This window comes from Micromonospora sp. NPDC004336, from assembly GCF_053602615.1.
Genome location: NZ_JBSGDY010000043.1, coordinates 24,490 through 41,766, shown reverse-complemented (window position 1 = coordinate 41,766; position 17,277 = coordinate 24,490). Strand labels below are relative to the sequence as shown.

Sequence of the window (17,277 nt, the reverse complement as noted above, 5' to 3'; positions counted from 1 at the left end):
AGCTGCTCTCCGCGCTGGTCACCCAGAACGTGGTGGGCGAGGCGAGCCGGATCGGCCGTACTCCCGCCGGTCAGCGGACCGGGGCGGGAGTTCGGGCGGGGGCCCGGGCGGCGCGCAGCGCGGCGACGCGGCGGTCGCGGGCCGGGCCGGTCAGCAGGTGGCAGCCGGCGGCCAGCAGCCCGAGCCCGCCGACGATGAGCCAGTGCCGGTCCCCGAGGTACTGCAGGCTGACCCCGCCCAGCGTGGGCGCCACGAACGACGCCGCCGGGAACGCCAGGTAGAACACGGACTGGTAGCGGGCGCGCAGCTCCGGCGGGGCGAGGTCGGCGTTGATCTGGGCGTTCGGCGGGGCGGCGAGCATCTGGCCGACCGTCCACACCACCGCCGCCCCCAGGTAGACCACCAGTTCGTCGGCGACGGCGAGGGCGGCGAAGCCGGCGGCCAGCAGGGCGGTCGAGACGGCCAGGACGTGGTGCTTGCGGTGCCGGTCGATCAGCCGCGGCACGAAGAGCTGCCCCACCACGATCAGCACGCCGCCGAGCGCCACCACCGCGCCGTACGCCGACGGCCGCAGCCCGTCCGCCCGCATGGCCAGCGGCATGATCGTCGAGGTCTGCATGGTCAGCACGGCCAGCACGAAGGTCAGGCCCACGAAGACCAGGAACGTGCGGTCGGTCAGCGCCGTGTGCAGGCCGGGCGCTCGGGTCCGCCCCTGCCGGGTCGCCCGCCCGCCGCGCGCCGCCGTCGCGTCCCGCGCCCCACGCTCCGCCGACGCGGCCCGCGCGTCATGCTCCGCCGACGCCGACGCCGACGCCGACGCCGACGCCGACGCCGACGCCGTGGCCGTCCGCGCGCCGAGCTCCGCCGTCGCGGCCCGGGCGGCGCGTGCGCGGGTCAGCGTCTCCGGGACCTTCCAGCCGATCACCGCCGCCGCGGCCAGGGTGGCGGCGGCGTCGACCAGGAAGAGCGCGACGAAGCTCGCCTCGGCGAGCAGGCCCGCCAGCAGCGACGCCACCGCCATGCCGAGGTTCCACGCCCAGAACTGGAGGTTGAAGGCGCGCGAGCGGCGCTCCTCCGGAACCACGTCGACGATCGCCGCGACGAAGGCGGGGCTGGGCATCGAGTGCGCCACCCCGACCAGGGCGGCGAGCACGGCGATCACCGCGAGGTGCCGGCTGAAGGCGAGCGCCGCCATCAGCCCGGCGGTGGCCAGGTGGGCGGCGAGCAGGGTGGCCCGCCGTCCCCACCGGTCGGCCAGCACCCCGCCGAGCAGCACGCCGGCCGCCCCGCCCAGCCCGTACGCGCCGACCACCGTGCCGGTCAGCGCCTCGCTCGCGCCGCGCGCCTCGGTCAGGTAGAGCGACAGGAAGAGCATGGCGAACGCGCCGGCCCGATTGATCAGCAGGCCGGCCCAGAGGTACCAGAAGGTGGCGGGAAGCCCGCCCGCGGTGTCGTCCAGCCAGCGGCGCAGGGCCCGCACTCGTCCTCCAGAAAGTTTTCTTAACTATTCAGCGTGGACCGTAGGAACCCCGGATGCGCGGTGCCAGCGAATTTCCGATCACCGCGCGCCGGTCGGCTCGGTCTCGCGGTGCGGGTCGTCCGACCGGCCGGCGTCCCGGCCGGGCGTCACCGGCTCGGCCGGGGCGATGGCCGCCGCCTCGGCCGCCTCCGGGGCGGGCGGCTGGACCGCCGTCACCGGCACCACGGTCCCGGTGGCGCCGCGCAGGGCGACGGCGCGCCGCTCCCGGGCCGGGCCCGAGATCAGGTGGGCGACGGCCATGAGTCCACCGATCGCGGCGCAGCCGAGCCAGAGCTGGGTGTTGCCGGCCTGCTCCCGGACCAGCCCGCCGAGGACCGGCGCGACGGCGCCGGCCACCTGCCAGGAGAGCGAGAAGACGCCCTGGTAGCGGCCGCGCAGCTCGCCGGGGGAGAGCTCGGCGATCAGGGTGGCGTTGGAGGGCGAGTTGAGCATCTCGCCGACGGTCCAGATCAGCACGGTCAGGCCGTAGAGCCAGGCGGCGTCGGCGAACGCGGTGAGGCCGAAGCCGACGCCCATCACCACCGAGGCCAGGGCGAGCACGTGCGACCGGCTGCGGCCCCTGATCAGCCGGGGCACGAAGAGCTGGCCGACCACGATCAGCACCCCGTTGAGCGCGATCACCGAGCCGTACGTGGCGGGGCTGAGGCCGTCGTCGCCCATCGCGATCGGCAGCATCGAGATGTGCTGGAGGAAGACCAGCGCGCCGAACAGGTTGAGCGTCACGAAGCCCAGGAAGACGCGGTCGGTCAGGATGGTGCGCAGCGCCCCGGCCGGTGCCCCGGCGTCCCTGGGGCGGGCGGCGGCGGGGGCCTGCCGCGTCTCGCGGACCTTGACGAAGATGACCAGCGCGGTGATCACGGTGGTGGTCGCGTCCACCACGAAGAGCAGCAGGTAGCCCGCCTCGGCGGCGAGGCCGGCGAGGACCGCCGCGCAGGCGAAGCCGAGGTTGATCGCCCAGTAGTTCAGCGAGAAGGCGCGCAGCCGGTCCTTCTCCGGCACCACGTCGATCATCATGGCCCCGAACGCGGGGCGGGACGCCTCGGCGAACGTGCCGAGCAGCAGCGCGCCGAGCGCGACCGCCCAGAGTTCCTCGGCGAAGCCGAGGGCGAGCATCATGGTGGCCGCGCCGAGGTGCGCGGTGAGCAGGGTCGGCCGGCGGCCCCAGCGATCGGCGAGCGTGCCGCCGACGGTGGTGCCGACGGCGCCGCCGACGCCCCAGAGCCCGATCACGAGGCCCGCCTGGGACGCGGAGAAGCCGCGCTCCTGGGTGAGGTAGATGGCGAGGAAGATCAGGACGAACGAGCCGAGGCGGTTGATCAGCGTCCCCGCCCAGAGGTACCAGAAGGTGACCGGCAGGCCGCCTGTCGTGTCCCGGAACCAACCTCGTACCGTCCGCATTCGGCGCCCCCCGCTCGCGTAATGACCGCTGTGATTGTTGCGCCTTACAACCTAGTGTCGGGCCGGTTTGCCGGTCATCGCCTTTTCCACGTGGTGGTCGTCACGACCACTGCCCGCGTGTTCCCGGGCGACGTGCGGCAGGATGATCGGCATGACTGCGAGCGAGGGGCCCACCGTCGGGACGCTGGTCCTGCTGCGGCACGGCGAGAGCGACTGGAACGCCAAGAACCTCTTCACCGGCTGGGTCGACGTCGACCTGACCGAGAAGGGCGAGAACGAGGCGCGCCGCGGCGGCGAGCTGCTGCGCGAGCACGGCCTCCTGCCGGACGTGGTGCACACCAGCGTGATGCGCCGCGCGATCCGCACCGCCGAGCTGGCGCTCAACGCGGCCGACCGGCACTGGATCGCCGTCCGCCGGTCGTGGCGGCTCAACGAGCGGCACTACGGCGCGTTGCAGGGCAAGAACAAGAAGCAGACCCTGGAGGAGTACGGCGAGGAGCAGTTCATGCTCTGGCGCCGCTCGTACGACACCCCGCCGCCGCCGATCGCGGACGACGACGAGTTCTCGCAGGTGGGCGACCCGCGTTACGCGCTGCTGCCGAGCGAGCTGATGCCGCGCACCGAGTGCCTCAAGGACGTCGTCGAGCGGATGCTGCCCTACTGGTACGACTCGATCGTGCCCGACATCCTGGCCGGCCGGACGGTGCTGGTGGCCGCGCACGGCAACTCGCTGCGCGCCCTGGTCAAGCACCTGGACCAGATCTCCGACGAGGCCATCGCCAAGCTGAACATCCCCACCGGCATCCCGCTGCGCTACGACCTGGACCCGCAGCTGCGCCCGCTCACCCTGGGCGGCACCTACCTCGACCCGGCCGCCGCCAAGGCCGCCGCCGCCGCGGTCGCCAACCAGGGCCGCTGACGCTCACGGAAGGGCCCCCGCCGGCGCGCGTCGCCGACGGGGGCCCTTCCGCGTACCTCAGGTCGCGGCGGGCGGGGTCTCGCCGGTGATCAGGTAGACCACGTGCTCGCCGGCGTTGACGGCGTGGTCGGCGAAGCGTTCGTAGAAGCGGCCGAGGAGGGTGGCGTCGATGGCGGTCTCCACCCCGTACGGCCAGTCCTCGCCGAGCAGCACCCCGAAGAGGCTCCGGTGCAGGTCGTCCATGGTGTCGTCGTCGCGGTCCAGCTCGGCGGCGAGGTCCGCGTCGGGCTTGGCGAGCACCGAGCCGATCTTGATGGCCATCCGGTCCGCGGCGGCGGCCATCTCGGTGAAGATCGGCCGCAGCTCCGCCGGTACGGCCGGCGAGGGGTGCCGGCGCAGGGCGGTCTTGGCGACGTGGTCGGCGAGGTCTCCCATCCGCTCCAGGTCGGCGGCGACGTGCAGCGCGGTGATCATCGCGCGCAGGTCGGAGGCGACCGGCGCCTGCCGGGCGAGCAGGTCGCAGACCCGCTCCTCGACGTGCCGGTAGAGGTCGTCGATCTCGGCGTCCCGCTCGATGACCGTCTCGGCCGCCCGGCGGTCCGCGGTGAGCAGGGCGCGGGTGGCCTGCCGCATCGCGGCCCGGACACCCTCCGCCATGTCCACCAGCAGCTGGCTGACGATCTGCAGGTCAGCCCGGAACTCGTCGCGCATTGTCACGTCCTGTGGTCGGTGGTCGCCGCCGCGTGGGCGGCGAGGGGCAGTGCGCCGCCCACGGTAGGTCGGGCGGGGCGGACCCGAGGTGAACCCCGGTGAACGACGCCGGACGTGGGAGTGAACTTTCCCGGAAGCGCGAGTGATTCACACTTTTTGTGGTGGTTGCCAGGTGAACAATGACCCTACGATCGCCGGGTGGAGTGGGCGGTGACGGTCGCGTTGACCGTGGGGCTGGTGGCCGGGCTGGTCGCCGGGGCGCTGCTGCCCCGGTTCGTCCCCGCGCTGCGCGGGCGCTCCACCTCGCCGGGGAGCCGGTCCGGCTCCCCCCTCACGCGTGGGAGGCTCCCGATAGCCGAGGATCCGCAGTCCGGGCTCGGCCGCCGGACCATCGACTCCCTCCGGGCGGGGGTGGTGGTGCTCGACCCCGAGGACCTGCCCGTCCTGGTCAACCCCGCCGCCCGCGCGATGGGGCTGCTCCGCACCGGCCCGACCCCCGGCTCCGTCGCCGCCCACCCGCTGATCCGTACGCTCGCCGGGCAGGTGCGGCGCACCGGCGTGCGGCGCGAGATCGAGCTGGACCTGCCGCGCGGCCGCGACAACGCGGAGGTGAACCCGCTGGGGGTGCACCTGCGGGCGATGGGGCTCGGCGCGGGCTACATCGCGGTGGAGGCGGCCGACGTCACCGAGTCGCACCGGCTGGCCCGGGTGCGCCGGGACTTCGTGGCCAACGTCAGCCACGAGCTGAAGACCCCGATCGGCGCCCTCCAGCTCCTCGCCGAGGCGCTGCTGGACGCCACCGAGCCGGCCGGCGCCGGCGCGCCCGACCTCTCCGAGGACCTGGTCGCCGCCCGGCGCTTCGCCGAGCGGATCCAGCACGAGTCGACCCGGCTGGGCCGCCTGGTGCAGGAGCTGCTGGAGCTGACCCGGCTCCAGGGCGCCGAGCCACAGCCGCCGCCGGAGCCGGTCGCCGTCGACTGGGTGATCGCCGAGGTGGTCGACCGGACCCGCACCTCCGCCGCCGCCCACCGGATCGACGTGGTCGTCGACGGGGAGCGGGGCCTCACGGTCCACGGCAGCGACACCCAGCTCGCGACGGCGGTGTCGAACCTGGTCGAGAACGCCGTCAACTACTCGGGCGAGGGCACCACCGTCCGGATCACCGCCCGCGCGGGCGACGAGCACGTGGAGATCGCCGTCGCCGACCAGGGCATCGGCATCGCCCCGACCGACGTCGACCGCATCTTCGAGCGGTTCTACCGGGCCGACCAGGCCCGGTCCCGGTCGACCGGCGGCACCGGCCTGGGGCTGGCGATCGTCAAGCACATCGCCGGCAACCACGGCGGGCGGGTCGAGGTGTCGAGCACCCTCGGCGGTGGGTCGACGTTCACCCTGCGGCTGCCCGCCGGTCCCCCCGACGAGATCCTGGCGACACTGCCGTCCGCTGGGATCGAGGCCGGCCCGGCCGAGCTCCGGCAGGTCTGACAGCAATGGAAAGGAAGTCCCCGTTGAGCCGCGTTCTGGTGGTCGAGGACGAGGAGTCGTTCTCCGACGCCCTGTCGTACATGCTCCGCAAGGAGGGCTTCGAGGTCTCCGTCGCCGCGACGGGCCCCGCCGCCCTGACCGAGTTCGACCGGACCGGCGCCGACATCGTGCTGCTCGACCTGATGCTGCCCGAGATGTCCGGCACGGAGGTGTGCCGGCAGCTGCGGCAGCGCTCGCACGTGCCGATCATCATGGTCACCGCGCGGGACAGCGAGATCGACAAGGTGGTCGGCCTGGAGATCGGCGCCGACGACTACGTGACGAAGCCGTACTCGCCGCGGGAACTGGTCGCCCGGATCCGGGCGGTGCTGCGCCGGCAGAGCGCCGAGGTGGCCGAGTCGGGCGCGCCGACGCTCGCCGCCGGCCCGGTCCGGATGGACATCGAGCGGCACGTGGTGACCGTCGACGGGGCCCCGGTGCAGCTTCCGCTCAAGGAGTTCGAGCTGCTGGAGCTGCTGCTGCGCAACGCCGGCCGGGTGCTGACCCGGGGGCAGCTCATCGACCGGGTCTGGGGCGCCGACTACGTCGGGGACACCAAGACGCTCGACGTGCACGTCAAGCGGCTGCGTTCCAAGATCGAACCGGAGCCGTCCGCGCCGCGCTTCATCGTCACCGTGCGGGGCCTGGGCTACAAGTTCGAGCCCTGACCGGCCCGCGCGACGAGGGGCCCGCGCATCGGCGCGGGCCCCTCGCCGGGCGTCAGGCGGGGTCGGCGGGGTGCGGGGCGACCATGCCCCCCCGGCTGCGCGCGCCGCACAGCTCGGCCAGCTTCGCGTACGCGGGCGCGCCGATGAGCGCCGTCAGCTCGGGGCCGTAGGAGACGTACATCGGCTCGGTGCCGACGTGCGCGTCGGTGGAGGAGGTGCACCACCAGTCCAGGTCGTGCCCGCCCGCGCCCCAGCCCCGCCGGTCGAACTCGGCAAGCGTGGAGACCAGCACCTTGGTGTTGTCCGGCCGCTTGACCCACTCCTGGTCGCGGCGGATCGGCAACTGCCAGCAGACGTCCGGCTTGTATTCCAGCGGGTGCACCCCGTCGCGCAGCGCCTGCGCGTGCAGGGCGCAGCCGGCGCCGCCCGGGAAGTCGGCGTCGTTGAGGAAGACGCACGGGCCCTCCGCCCCCTGGGTGGCGGTGCGGCGGGCCGGGTTCTTGCCGTCGACGGTGTCGTTCTCGGTCCAGTTCTTGAAACCGCGACGGTGGTGCTGCCACGTCGCCGGGCTCAGCCGCTTCACCGCCGCCCGGACCCGCTGCTCGTCGTCGGAGTCGGTGAAGAACGCGCCGTGCGAGCAGCAGCCGTCGGCGGCCCGGCCGGCGACGATGCCGTGGCAGCCCCGGCCGAAGACGCACGTCCAGCGGGAGAGCAACCAGGTGAGGTCGGCCCGGACGACGTGGCTCTCGTCCGCCGGGTCGACGAACTCGATCCACTCCCGGGGAAAGTCGAGCGGCACCTCGCGGCTGCGCGGGTCGTCCGGGTCGTCCACCAGCACTCGGAGTTCGATCTGCCCTGTCACCCGGCCCAGCGTACGCCCGGAGCCCGGCCCGGTCCGCCGAGCCGCGCGATCGCGTTGCCCCTACTGTCTTGGACATGCGACTGGGTGTCCTCGACGTCGGTTCCAACACGGTGCACCTGCTGGTGGTCGACGCCCACCACGGCGCGCACCCGTGGCCGGCGCACTCGGAGAAGGTGGTGCTCCGGCTCGCCGAGCAGATCGGGCCGGACGGCGCGCTCACCGAGGCGGGCGCGGACAGCCTGGTCAAGGCGGTCAGCATGGCCAGGGCGGCCGCCGCCGGGCTGGACGCCGACGACCTGATCGCGTTCGCCACCTCCGCCGTCCGGGACGCCACCAACGCCCAGGAGGTGCTCGCGCGGGTCCGCGACGAGGCCGGCGTACGCCTGGAGGTGCTGCCGGGCGCCGACGAGGCCCGGCTGACCTTCCTCGCCGTGCGGCGCTGGTTCGGCTGGTCGGCGGGGCGGCTGCTGGTGCTGGACATCGGCGGCGGCTCCCTGGAGATCGCGGCCGGCATCGACGAGGACCCGGCCGTGGCGGTGTCCCTGCCGCTCGGCGCCGGCCGGCTCACCCGCGACCGGCTCCGGGTGGACCCGGACAGCGCGGCCCCGCCCTCGGCGGAGGCGGTCGAGGAGCTGCGGGAACACGTCGACGGGATGCTGGAGCCCGTCGTCGCGCGGATGGCCGAGGTGGGCTGGGACCGGCCGGTGGCCACCTCGAAGACGTTCCGGACGCTGGCCCGGCTGGCCGGCGCCGCGCCCGCCGGGGCGGGCCTGTGGGCCCCGCGCCGGCTCACCCGACGCGGGCTTCGGCAGGTGCTCGGGTTCGTCCGGCACATCCCGCCGGCCCAGCTCGTCGAGCTGGAGGGCGTCAGCCCCGGCCGGGCCCACCAGCTGCTCGCCGGCGCGGTGGTCGCCGAGGCGGTGCTGCGCCGGCTCGACGTGGAGGCGCTGGACATCTGCCCGTGGGCGCTGCGCGAGGGCGTGATCCTGCGCCGCCTCGATCAGCTCGGTTCCGGGTGATCTGGGCGCTTTGCCGGCTCTCGTCGTGAGGGGTCGATCGGACGCGGCTACCCTCGATGGTGTGACTTCCCGCGTTCCGGTGCTCCTCTCCAGCTCATCGGTCTTCCCTGAGCGGACCGCGGCGGCGTTCCAACTGGCCGCGGCGCTCGGCTACGACGGCGTCGAGGTGATGGTCTGGACCGACGCCGTCAGCCAGGACGTCGGCGCCCTGCGCGGGCTCGCCGAGCACTACGGCGTCCCCGTGCTCTCCGTCCACGCGCCCTGCCTGCTGGTCACCCAGCGGGTGTGGAGCCCGGACCCGTGGGAGCGGCTGCGCCGTTCCGCCGAGATGGCGGCGACGCTCGGGGCGCCCACGGTGGTGGTCCACCCGCCGTTCACCTGGCAACGGGACTACGCGCGCAACTTCGCCGACGGGCTGAGCGCGATCGCCGCCGAGTTCCCGGACCTGAGCTTCCCGGTGGAGAACATGTACCCGGTGCGGATGGCCGGCCGGCAGTTCGTCCCGTACGTCCCGGGCTGGGATCCCACCGAGACCGGCTACTCGTCCTACACGCTCGACCTGTCGCACTGCGCCGCCTCGCACACCGACGCGCTGGCGATGGCCGACCGGATGGGCGCCGGCCTCACGCACGTGCACCTCGGCGACGGCACCGGCGAGGGGCGCGACGAGCACCTGGTGCCCGGGCGGGGCAACCAGCCCTGCGCCGAGCTGCTCTCCTCGCTCGCCGGGCGCGGGTTCACCGGCTCGGTCGCCGTCGAGGTCACCACCCGGGGCGCGAAGAGCCGCGCCGTGCGGGAGGCCGACCTGCGCGAGGCGCTGGCGTTCGCCCGCCAGCACCTCGGCACCCCGTCCCCGGTCGACGCCTGACCGCCGACCGGCTCCCGGCCGACCTCGGGTGGCGTCAGACGACCGTGGTGAGGGACTCCTTGGCGGCCGCGCCGGCCTGCTCGCCGATCGCCGCGCGCTTGCGGGCGCGGTGCGCGGCCACGTGGGAGCGGGTGGCGCAGCGCTCCGAGCAGAACCGCCGGCAGCAGTTGGACGAGGTGTCCAGGTAGACGTTGCCGCAGCGCTCGTCGGCGCAGACCCCGAACCGGGCGCTGCCGTACTCGCAGAGCCAGACCGACAGGCCCCAGACGGCGCCGGCCAGGTATTCGGCGCTGACCGAGGCGCCCCGGCTGGTCACGTGCATGTGCCAGTCGCTGGAGTCGTGCCCGGAGATGCGGGGCTGCACCGGGAACGCCTCCAGCAGGGCGTTGAGCTCGGTCACCGCCTGGGCGTCCCGCCCGGAGGTGCCGTACTCGAAGACGTCGCGCAGGCGCTTCTGCGCCCGCCGGAAGGTCGCGAGGTCCCGTTCCGCCACCTCGTCGCGCATCCACGCGTTTTCTTCGGGGAAGAGGGCTCGCAGGTCGTCGAGGTCGTCCAGGCGGGCGTTGACGAGGTCAACGCCGGTCCGGGCGTACGCGTCGAAGTTCACGCCCCCAACGGTAGTCGACTCGTCAGCCCCGTGGCGCGTCGATGTAGTGCGGCAGGAACCGCGCGTAGCCGTCGGTGATGAGGCTCGCGCTCTCCCGCAGCCCGGCGCCGGCCGACTCGCCGTCGACGATCCAGCTGCCCAGCACCGTCCGGTTGCCCTCGAACTCCGGCAGCGCGCGGAACTCCTGGTAGCACCAGCCCTCGTCGCCGTAGATCCCCGGGTTGGCGATCTCCCCGTCGCCGGTGACGATCCGCACCGAAGCGCCCTCCCGGCCGAGCAGCGGCTTCGCCACGTACTCGGACATCCCGCGCGGCGAGTCGAGATACGCCGGCAGCAGCAGCTCGTGGCCCGGGTACAGCTCCCACAGCACGGCGAGCAGGGCCTTGTTCGACAGGAGCAGCTTCCAGGCCGGCTCGATCCAGGTGGTCGGGGTGCCCGGCTCCAGCGCCGGCGGCCCGTACGGCTCGGCGACCATCCACTCCCAGGGATAGAGCTTGAAGCAGGTGGTGACCGGCTGGTCCGCCGCGTCGAGGAAGCGCCGGCCGTCCCAGCCGAGCTCCTGGATCGGCTGGAGCTCGACCTCCAGCCCGGCCTGCCGGGCGGTCTCGGCCAGGTAGCCGGCGGTCATGTGGTCCTCGCCGGACTCCTCCTCGTTCGACCAGACCACGTGCACCCGGCGGTCGTGCAGGCCGGCGCCGATCTTCGCCCAGGCGCCGACGAGGCGCTCGTGCAGGCTGTTCCACTGGTCCAGCTCCGGCCGGGTGTCCTCCAGCCAGTACCACTGGACGATGCTCGCCTCGACCAGCGAGGTCGGGGTGTCGGCGTTGTATTCCAGCAGCTTCGGCGGCCAACTGCCGTCGTAGGCGAGGTCGAAGCGGCCGTAGAGGGACGGCGGCGCCTCGCGCAGCGACCGGGCCACGGCCTCGGCGGCCCAGTCCGGGATGCCGAACTCGGCGTGCCGGCGGCGCGCGACGACGTGCTCGGCGGCGGCCACCGACATCCGGTGCAGCTCCTCCGTCGCCTCCTCCAGCCGGAGCACCTCGGCCAGCTCGAACGCGTACGCGGCGGTCTCGTCCCAGTACGACATGATCCCGCCGTCGGGCAGCTCGGTGTCGACGTACACCAGGCCCTGGGAGCGGATGGTGGCGTCCCAGCCCGGGCGGGGGTCGACGGACTCGCGGCGCACCTCAGCCGCCGCAGGCGGCGAGGTGGGTGCCGAAGCCGCCCCGGTCGGGTACGGCCGTGGCGGTCGGCTCCGGCGCGACGCGGACGGCGGTGACCTCGGGCGTCCGCTTGGCGACGGCCACCGTGCCGTCGCCGCCGGCGGGCCCGAGCGCGCAGTCGTCGTCATCGTCGTCGGAGGTCGTGTTGCAGGCGGTGAGGGCGAGCGCCAGGGCGGTGAGCGCGCCGAGCTGCACGGAGGCCGACCGGAGCCGGCGGCGGGGGCGTTGTTCCACGTCATGGTTGTAACCGATGAGCACCACCGCCGTCCGCCCGCGGGTGGGGCCTGTGACACGGTTGGGACGTACGCGCGGGCGCCCTGGCCGCCGCCCGGCGCGGGGGCGTGGCCGGGCGTTACGCTCGGTCCATGCTCCGTTCCGTCATCCTCGCCGCGTCCCGGTCATCCCAGGTCGAGCGGCTCGTCGCGACGGCCCCGTTCACCCGGGACCTCGTCCGCCGGTTCGTCGCCGGCGCCAAGACCGACGACGCGTTGCGCGCGACCCGCGAGCTCGTCGACGACGGTCTCGCGGTCACCCTCGACAACCTCGGCGAGGACACCGTCACCCCCGAGCAGGCCAACGCCACGCGGGACGAGTACCTGCGGCTGCTGAGGCTGCTCTCGGGCGCCGGGCTCACGCCGGCCGCCGAGGTGAGCGTCAAGCTCTCCGCGCTCGGCCAGATGTTCGACGAGCAGCTCGCGTACGAGAACGCGCGGGCGATCTGCGCGGCGGCCGACGAGGCGGGCACCACGGTCACCCTCGACATGGAGGACCACACCACCACCGACTCGACCCTCGACATCCTGGCGAAGCTCCGCAAGGACCACCCGTCCACGGGGGCGGTGCTCCAGGCGTACCTGCGGCGGACCGAGTCGGACTGCCGTGAGCTGGCCACGGCCGGCTCCCGGGTGCGGCTGTGCAAGGGCGCCTACAAGGAGCCCGAGTCGGTGGCCTACCAGTCGGCCCGCGAGGTGGACAAGTCGTACGTCCGTTGCCTGAACATCCTGATGTCCGGCGACGGATACCCGATGCTGGCCACCCACGACCCGCGCCTGATCGCCATCGGCGAGGACCGGGCGCGCTGGTTCGACCGCGGCCCCGAGCGCTTCGAGTTCCAGATGCTGTACGGCATCCGGCCGGAGGAGCAGGCCCGGCTGGTCGGCGACGGCTACACCGTGCGCACCTACGTCCCCTACGGCGACGAGTGGTACGGCTACCTGATGCGTCGCCTCGCCGAGCGCCCGTCGAACCTGGCCTTCTTCGGGCGCGCGGTGCTCAGCAAGAAGTGACTCAGCCGTTCGACCATTCCCGGGTGCTCAGCACCAGGCGGTAGCCGTCCGGATCGGCCACCGTCACCCCCCAGCGGTCCCAGTACGGGCCGGCGGAGACCCTCGTCCCGCCGGCCCGTTCCAGTTCCCAGACCAGCTCGTCGTCGACCGGGCCGTCGAGGTAGAGCACCAGCAGGTCCTCGGTGCTCGGCGTGGGCTCGGCGGCGAGCTGCTCGCCGCCGACGAGTTCCAGGTGCCAACCCGCACCCGGCAGGCCCACCATCAGCAGGTCGTGCTCGCCGGGCCCGTCGGCGGTGGAGCGCCACAGCACGTCGAGGCCGAGCCCGCCGACCCAGAACCGTTCGGCCGCCGTGAGGTCGCGGCTGGGGCGGGCGACGCGTACGTGTGGGTTCGTGGTGCGGGAGAGAGGCATGCCGTCGATCCTGCGAGCTCAAGCCGACTTCAGGCCAACCTTGACGGCGGAAGATAAGCCGATTAGCTTTCAGGCTATGAATATTAGCTACGTGGAGCGGGACGGCGGGCGGATCGCCTACGAGACGCACGGGCAGGGGCCGCTCGTGGTCCTCTCGCACGGCATGGGGGAGAACCGGGGCTCCTTCCGCCACCTGGTGCCGCTGCTCGTCGCGGCGGGGCACCGGGTGGCGTCGGTGGACGTCCGGGGGCACGGCGAATCCAGCGCCGGCTGGCCGTCGTACGCCCCGGCCGAGGTCGCCGCCGACCTCCTGGCGGTGGTCCGCGCCCTCGGCGGCGGGCCGGCCACCCTCGTCGGCAGCTCCTCCAGCGCGGCGGCCGTGGTCTTCGCCGCCGCCGACGCCCCCACGCTGGTCAGCGGGATCGTCCAGGTCGGCCCGTTCGTCGAGGAGCCGAAGCTCAACCCGTTCCTGCGGGTCGCGCTGGCCGCCGTGCTGCGCAGCCCCCGGCTGTTCGGGATGTTCCACCGCACGCTCTTCCCGTGCGACCGGCCGGCCGACGACGCGGCGTACCGCAAGGCGATGGTCGCCACCCTGCGCGAGCCGGGCCGGATGGCCGCGACCCGCGGGGTGGCCGCCCCCGTCGACCCGCACTGGACCGCCCGCGCCCGCGACGTCCGGCAGCCGGTGCTGGTGCTGATGGGCACGAAGGACCCCGACTTCCCGGACCCGGGCGGCGCGGCAGCCCGCGCCGCCCGCCGGCAGTTCGCCACCGCCGAGGCCCGCATGATCGCCGACTCCGGCCACTACCCGCACGCCGACCGGCCGGCGCAGACCGCCGCCGACCTGCTGGAATTCCTGGCGGTGACCGGGCGTGCCTAGGGCCGGGCTCAACCAGCGGGCCGTGGTGCGGGAGGCGGCCCTGCTCGCCGACGAGGTCGGCGCCGACCGGCTCACCCTCGCCGCGCTCGCCAACCGGCTCGGCGTCGCGCTGCCCAGCCTCTACAAGCACGTCCGGGGGGCCGACGCGCTCGCCCAGAAGCTCTCCGCGCTCGCCACCGACGAACTCGCCGACGACCTCACCACCGCCGCCGCCGGCCGGGCCGGACCGGACGCGCTGCGCGCCGTCGCCGCCGCCTACCGGGCGTACGCCCGCCGGCACCCCGGCCGCTACCCGACCACCCAACGCGTACCCGACCCGACCGACCCGGAGCACGTGGCCGCCGGCGAACGGGCCGTCGGGGCGATCTACGCCGTCCTGCGGGGCTACGGTCTCGACGGCGACGCCGCCGTCGACGCGACCCGGATGCTGCGCAGCACCCTGCACGGCTTCGTCTGCCTGGAGGCGGCCGGCGGGTTCGGCCTGCCCCGCGCCGTCGACACGTCCTTCGACCGGCTGGTCGCCGCCCTGGACGGCACGTTCCGCTCCTGGCCGGAGTGAGCAGCGCCGATGTACGCCATGGGTCTGCTCCTGCCCTTCCTGCCCTTCCTGCTCTGCCTGCTCTTCCTGCTCGAACTGGCCGTGCTGGCCGTCGGCGGCTGGTGGGGCTGGACGCTGGACGTCGGCGGCCGGTGGGGCTGGACACCGGACGCCGGCGGCTGGTGGGGCTGGACGCTGGACGCCGGGGCGCCGGTGCGGGCGGCCGCCGCCGTCGCCGTGCCGCTGCTGCTCGCCGCCCTCTGGGGCATCCTCGGCTCGCCGAAGGCCCGGGTGTCGCTGCCGGCGGTGGGCAAGCACGCCTTCCAGGCCGCCTGGTTCGCCGCCGGCGGTGGGATGCTGGCCCTGCTCGGGCGGCCACTGGCCGGCGTCGCGCTGGTCGCCACCTGGGCGCTCACCGTCGCCCTGCTGCGCCGTGCCGGCCGCCCCGCCTGACCCGCCCTTCCGCCCGTTCTGCGGTTTGCCGTCCCGTGTTTCTACCCTTCCGCCTGTTTTGTCATTCCGTCTGGCCGCTGCCCCGTCTGGCGGGTCGCCGTCGGCCCCGCAGCCCCGTCTGGCCCGCCGGGCAGACGCCGTAGATCTTGGTAGGTAACGGCCCCTGGAGGGGCCATTTCTCGCCAAGATCGCCCGATGCCCTACAACTTTGTCCTGGCACCCTTCGACTCTTGCCTCGGCAACCCCGGCGTCGGTCTTCGGGCGGCCTTCGGCGTCGGTGTCCGGCCAGCGTGGTTGCCGCCGCGTGTGGGCACCGTGGCACGAGTTGCCCGAACGGCGGCGCACCGAGGCGGGTGGTCGCCGGGGCGTCTCGGAGGTCGTACCCTTCGCCGGGTGAGCGACGGGAAGCCCGGGCTGGACGGCCACCGGCAGACGGCCGACGTGCCGGCCCCGGCCGCCCCCGAGGTGTCCGCCGCGCGACCCGCCCGGGACCCACTGTCGAACAGCCCGGTCCCGCCAGCCCCGCCCGCCGTGCCGTCCGCGTCGTCCCCGTCCGCCGTGCCGTCCGCGTCGTCCCCGTCCGCTGTGCCGTCCGCGCAGTCCCCGCCCGCTGTGCCGTCCGCGTCGCCCCCGCCCGCTGTGCCGTCCGCGTCGCCCCCGCCCGCTGTGCCGTCCGCGTCGCCCCCGTCCGCCGTGCCGGCCGCGCCGTCCCCGCCCGTTGTGCCGGCGGGAGTCGACGTGGTTGCGCCGGTCCCGTCCGCAGCGTCGGCCGGAGCCGATGTGGTCGAGTCGGCCGCGCCCGTCGGGCCGACGGCCGTTGATTCAGCCTTGGTTGGGCCGGTGGCCGTTGATTCGGCCTTGGTCAGTCCGGCGGCCGTCGGATCAGTCCTCGTCGGGCCCGTCGTTCCCGGTCAGGGGGCGGCGCGGCGTCCCGGGCGGGTGGCGGGGCGGCTTCGGCCGTTCTGGGCGGCGGTCGCGGCGGTCGCGGTGATGCTCGCCTGCGGCCTGTCCACGGCGCTGCTGGCCGACCGGGTGCGGCACGGGGCGGGGCCGCTGCCGTCCCGTACGGCCGCCGACGACCCCGCGACGCAGGCCGCCCGCCAGCTCGGCGAGCGGATGACGGCCGAACTGGCCCGGCAGTCGACGGCCCTGCTCGGCGGGGACCGGGCCGGTTTCCTCGCCGTCGCCGAGCCGGCCGCCCATCCGGACCTGCGCCGCCGGTACGCCGCGCTGCGAGCGCTGCGGGTGACCACCTGGCAGGCCGGCGCGACCGACCTGCCCACCCCGGTCGAGGGGCGGCCCGGCGAGTGGCGGCTGCCGGTCGAGTTCCGGTACTGCTTCGTCGTGCCGGACTGCCGGCCCAGCCGCCTGCTGACCGTCACCCGCTGGCGGGCGGGGGAGGAGCGGCCCCGGCTGCTCGCCGTCGAGCCGTCCCGTTCGGCTGAGGCCGGCACCCGGCCCTGGGAGGTCAGCGAACTGGCCGTCGCCGTCGGCCCGCGTACCCTCGTGGCCACCACCCCCGCCCTGCGCGGGAAGCTGCCGGGCCTGCTCGCCCAGGCCGAGGCGGCCGCCACGGTCGCGGACGCGTACGCGGTCGGCGACCGGAAGCCGGACCGGTACCGGATCTTCTACGCGGGCCGCGCCGAGTGGAAGCGCTGGTACGGCGGCGGCCGTCCCCAGTGGACCGGCGGGTACGCGGTCACCGTCGGCGGCGGCCATCACGAGGTGGTGCTGAACGCCGACGGGCTGGCGTCCGGCGGGGTGGACGACCTGCTCCGGCACGAGCTGACCCACGCCGCCTCGCTGCCCGAGCGGGGCTACCCGGGCAAGGGCACCTGGTGGCTGGTCGAGGGGCTGGCCGAACACGCCGGCGCGGACGGCCAGCCGGTCGACCGGTACGAGGGGCTGACCGAGGTGCGGCGGCTGGCGAAGGGCGGCTGGGACGGCCGGCTCGACGGTCTCACCCCCGCCGACGACGCCCCGGCCGACCGGGTCAGCGGCAGCTACGGGATCTCCTACCTGGCTGTCCGGCACCTTGCCGACCGGTTCGGCCCGGAGCGGCTGCTGGCCTTCTTCGCGGCAGTGGTGCACGAGCGCCGCCCGCTGGCCGACGCCGGCGAGGCGACCTTCGGCGAGCCGTGGAGCGTCCTGCACGACGAATGCGTCGCGTACGTCCGCGCCGTGGCCGCCTGAGCGCGGTCGTCGGCGTGCCCGGTCGCCCATCACGGGCCGCCCCGTTGGCCGCCGCCCGCCGCCCGCCGCCCGCCGCCCGCTGGTCGCCGCCCGCCGCCCGCTGGCGGTCGCTCGTCGTCCGCCCCCTGGCCGCCGCCCGCCACCCGTTGCCCGCCGCCCGCCACCCGTTGCCCGTC

18 protein-coding genes are annotated in these 17,277 nt (G+C 74.6%); 10 read left to right on the top strand and 8 right to left on the bottom strand.

The window, feature by feature from the left end:
- Positions 1-70 precede the first annotated feature (70 nt).
- Complete coding sequence (locus ACWENR_RS12335) at positions 71-1,480, bottom strand: MFS transporter (RefSeq protein WP_452277070.1); 1,410 nt, start codon at positions 1,478-1,480, stop codon at positions 71-73.
- A 78-nt stretch (positions 1,481-1,558) separates the two neighbouring features.
- Positions 1,559-2,938: an MDR family MFS transporter gene (locus tag ACWENR_RS12330; RefSeq protein WP_452277069.1), complete on the bottom strand. Its 1,380-nt coding sequence runs from the start codon at positions 2,936-2,938 to the stop codon at positions 1,559-1,561.
- A gap of 151 nt (positions 2,939-3,089) precedes the next feature.
- On the opposite strand from ACWENR_RS12330, the gene ACWENR_RS12325 reads away from it, so the two are divergent.
- Positions 3,090-3,857 carry a phosphoglyceromutase gene (locus ACWENR_RS12325; RefSeq protein ID WP_452277068.1) on the top strand — a complete coding sequence of 256 codons (768 nt, stop codon included), beginning with the start codon at positions 3,090-3,092 and terminating at the stop codon, positions 3,855-3,857.
- A 57-nt stretch (positions 3,858-3,914) separates the two neighbouring features.
- On the opposite strand, the gene phoU is transcribed toward ACWENR_RS12325, so the two are convergent.
- Positions 3,915-4,568: a phosphate signaling complex protein PhoU gene (gene phoU, locus ACWENR_RS12320; RefSeq protein ID WP_452277067.1), complete on the bottom strand. Its 654-nt coding sequence runs from the start codon at positions 4,566-4,568 to the stop codon at positions 3,915-3,917.
- Between the two features lie 198 nt (positions 4,569-4,766).
- Between phoU and ACWENR_RS12315 the strand changes: the two genes are divergently transcribed.
- Complete coding sequence (locus ACWENR_RS12315; protein WP_452277066.1) at positions 4,767-6,053, top strand: sensor histidine kinase; 1,287 nt, start codon at positions 4,767-4,769, stop codon at positions 6,051-6,053.
- 23 nt (positions 6,054-6,076) lie between these two features.
- Positions 6,077-6,760, top strand: a complete 684-nt coding sequence (locus ACWENR_RS12310) for a response regulator (protein ID WP_452277065.1) — start codon at positions 6,077-6,079, stop codon at positions 6,758-6,760.
- Positions 6,761-6,812: 52 nt separating this feature from the next.
- Here ACWENR_RS12310 and ACWENR_RS12305 read toward each other — a convergent pair whose 3' ends face one another.
- Entirely contained in the window at positions 6,813-7,622 is an 810-nt protein-coding gene (locus ACWENR_RS12305; protein ID WP_452277064.1) for a hypothetical protein, read from the bottom strand.
- Positions 7,623-7,696: 74 nt separating this feature from the next.
- Between ACWENR_RS12305 and ACWENR_RS12300 the strand changes: the two genes are divergently transcribed.
- Both ACWENR_RS12300 and ACWENR_RS12295 read left to right on the top strand, forming a co-directional pair.
- Positions 7,697-8,641, top strand: coding sequence for a Ppx/GppA phosphatase family protein (locus tag ACWENR_RS12300; RefSeq protein ID WP_452277063.1), 945 nt, complete (start codon positions 7,697-7,699; stop codon positions 8,639-8,641).
- Positions 8,642-8,702: 61 nt separating this feature from the next.
- The gene (locus ACWENR_RS12295; RefSeq protein WP_452277062.1) at positions 8,703-9,509 is read left to right on the top strand and encodes a sugar phosphate isomerase/epimerase family protein; all 807 of its coding nucleotides are present in this window, start codon (positions 8,703-8,705) and stop codon (positions 9,507-9,509) included.
- 34 nt (positions 9,510-9,543) lie between these two features.
- Here the strand turns inward: ACWENR_RS12295 and ACWENR_RS12290 are convergent, their stop codons facing one another.
- Genes ACWENR_RS12290 through ACWENR_RS12280 form a run of 3 tightly spaced genes read right to left on the bottom strand, consistent with a single transcriptional unit; the run spans position 9,544 to position 11,573 of the window.
- Positions 9,544-10,116: a CGNR zinc finger domain-containing protein gene (locus ACWENR_RS12290; RefSeq protein WP_452277061.1), complete on the bottom strand. Its 573-nt coding sequence runs from the start codon at positions 10,114-10,116 to the stop codon at positions 9,544-9,546.
- Positions 10,117-10,138: 22 nt separating this feature from the next.
- On the bottom strand, positions 10,139-11,302 hold the full coding sequence (locus ACWENR_RS12285) for a glutathionylspermidine synthase family protein (RefSeq protein WP_452277060.1): 1,164 nt from the start codon (positions 11,300-11,302) through the stop codon (positions 10,139-10,141).
- A gap of 1 nt (position 11,303) precedes the next feature.
- A complete protein-coding gene (locus ACWENR_RS12280; protein WP_452277059.1) occupies positions 11,304-11,573 on the bottom strand; it encodes a hypothetical protein in 270 nt (89 codons plus the stop codon).
- 131 nt (positions 11,574-11,704) lie between these two features.
- Here ACWENR_RS12280 and ACWENR_RS12275 point away from each other — a divergent pair, with 131 nt between their 5' ends.
- A complete protein-coding gene (locus ACWENR_RS12275) occupies positions 11,705-12,625 on the top strand; it encodes a proline dehydrogenase family protein (protein ID WP_452277058.1) in 921 nt (306 codons plus the stop codon).
- Position 12,626: 1 nt separating this feature from the next.
- On the opposite strand, the gene ACWENR_RS12270 is transcribed toward ACWENR_RS12275, so the two are convergent.
- On the bottom strand, positions 12,627-13,037 hold the full coding sequence (locus ACWENR_RS12270; protein ID WP_452277057.1) for a VOC family protein: 411 nt from the start codon (positions 13,035-13,037) through the stop codon (positions 12,627-12,629).
- A gap of 76 nt (positions 13,038-13,113) precedes the next feature.
- Here ACWENR_RS12270 and ACWENR_RS12265 point away from each other — a divergent pair, with 76 nt between their 5' ends.
- The 4 genes from ACWENR_RS12265 to ACWENR_RS12250 all read left to right on the top strand — a co-directional run bounded on the left by ACWENR_RS12265 (position 13,114) and on the right by ACWENR_RS12250 (position 17,101).
- Complete coding sequence (locus tag ACWENR_RS12265) at positions 13,114-13,917, top strand: alpha/beta fold hydrolase (protein WP_452277056.1); 804 nt, start codon at positions 13,114-13,116, stop codon at positions 13,915-13,917.
- Complete coding sequence (locus ACWENR_RS12260) at positions 13,910-14,476, top strand: WHG domain-containing protein (RefSeq protein ID WP_452277055.1); 567 nt, start codon at positions 13,910-13,912, stop codon at positions 14,474-14,476. The genes ACWENR_RS12265 and ACWENR_RS12260 overlap by 8 nt, the downstream gene beginning before the upstream one ends.
- A 9-nt stretch (positions 14,477-14,485) precedes the next feature.
- The gene (locus ACWENR_RS12255) at positions 14,486-14,908 is read left to right on the top strand and encodes a DUF2568 domain-containing protein (protein ID WP_452277054.1); all 423 of its coding nucleotides are present in this window, start codon (positions 14,486-14,488) and stop codon (positions 14,906-14,908) included.
- 939 nt (positions 14,909-15,847) lie between these two features.
- On the top strand, positions 15,848-17,101 hold the full coding sequence (locus ACWENR_RS12250; protein WP_452277053.1) for a hypothetical protein: 1,254 nt from the start codon (positions 15,848-15,850) through the stop codon (positions 17,099-17,101).
- Positions 17,102-17,277 lie beyond the last annotated feature (176 nt).